Genomic DNA, 1,314 nt, shown 5'->3' on the forward strand with positions numbered 1-1,314 from the left:
ACCCGGCGCTGGTCGGTTGCCTGATCGCCGCCTTTCTGGAAGCTGCCTGACGCCGGAGCCGTTGGATTACCTGTCGATCGACAGCACCCGCTACCCCCGCGGCCTGGATGCCGAAATCTTCCCGCGCCGCCTGCTGGACGAAGCGGCGGCCCATGCCACCGACCCGGCGGAGCGGGAACATGTCACCCCCTACATCTATCGCCGTCCCGACCGTTTCCGGCTGGGACAGGCGCTGGTGCCCGGCCTGCCGGTGGAGCCGCCGGACCAGCGCTGGTGCGTGGATGAGCGCGCCGACTATGAGCTGGTGCGCCGCATGCTGGAGGCGCTGCTGCCCTCCAACCCCAGGTTTGGCTGGCAGGATTGTTGCAAACTCTTTCGCGACCATCCCGATTGGGTGGACATCAACCGTTCGGTCCGGCAAAACACGCTGCACTGACCGGTGCCGCGGTTCGATCAAGGAGAAAAGCTTATGGATCGCAACGAATTCCTTCTCGCTCTTGACGAGATGCTCGAACTGGATGCCGGCACGCTGACCGGCGACGAGGCCCTGGAATCGCTGGAGAGCTGGGACTCGCTGGCGGTCATCAGCTTCATCGCGCTGGTGGACGAGAAGACCGGTGTGGTGGTCGAAGGCGAGAAGCTGGCCAAGGCCAGGACCATCGGCGATCTGCTGGCACTGGCGGGTGCCGCGGTCGCGGCCTGACCGGTGCCTGTCTCCCGGCCCGTCTCGCCCCGGCCCGTTTCACAAGGAAGCCGCCTGCGCGCCGGTGTCGCCACCGTCGCCGGCGGCCCGGCGGCTTACCTGTCGGTTGGCAGCGGCGGGGTGCCCGTCTTGCTTGTGCATGGGTTCGCCGGCGATCGCTTGACCTGGCAGTTCAACCTGTCGGCTCTGTCGTCGCGCCGTCGCGCCATCGCCGTCGACCTGCCGGGCCATGGCGGTTCGACGTCCGATGTCGGCAGCGGGCGGGTCGCCGATTTCGTTCCCTGGCTGGTCGAATTCCTCGACGAACTGGAATTGACGCGGGTGCATGTTGTCGGCCATTCGATGGGCGGCTATGTCGCGCGCGAACTGGCCGGGTTGGCGCCCGACCGGGTGGCGAGCCTGACCCTGCTGTCCAGCGCCGGGCTCGGCACTCCCTTCGACCTGGGGTTCCTGCGCCGGGCCATCGCGCCCGCCGACCTGAAAGAGGGGATGGCCTGCGCCGAACGTCTGTTCGCCGGCCCGTCGCCGCTGATCCCCCGCTTCGCCGAGGTTCTGTACGCCCAGGGCGCCGATCCGGTGCGCCGGGCCGGGTTGGAGCGCATCATCGAGAT

2 protein-coding genes and 1 pseudogene are annotated in these 1,314 nt (G+C 68.2%); all 3 read left to right on the plus strand.

From position 1 onward, the window contains the following. Positions 1 to 436, plus strand: a pseudogene (locus tag I71_RS05785) (spore coat protein); the annotation flags it as partial. 33 nt (positions 437 to 469) lie between these two features. Further along, positions 470 to 703 carry a phosphopantetheine-binding protein gene (locus I71_RS05790; RefSeq protein ID WP_042692139.1) on the plus strand — a complete coding sequence of 78 codons (234 nt, stop codon included), beginning with the start codon at positions 470 to 472 and terminating at the stop codon, positions 701 to 703. 159 nt (positions 704 to 862) lie between these two features. Further along, positions 863 to 1,314 (plus strand): alpha/beta fold hydrolase (locus I71_RS05795; protein ID WP_244433660.1); only part of this gene is annotated, 452 nt, incomplete at its 3' end.

It is taken from the genome of Azospirillum sp. B506, assembly GCF_000333595.1.
In the GTDB taxonomy this organism is placed as follows: domain Bacteria; phylum Pseudomonadota; class Alphaproteobacteria; order Azospirillales; family Azospirillaceae; genus Azospirillum.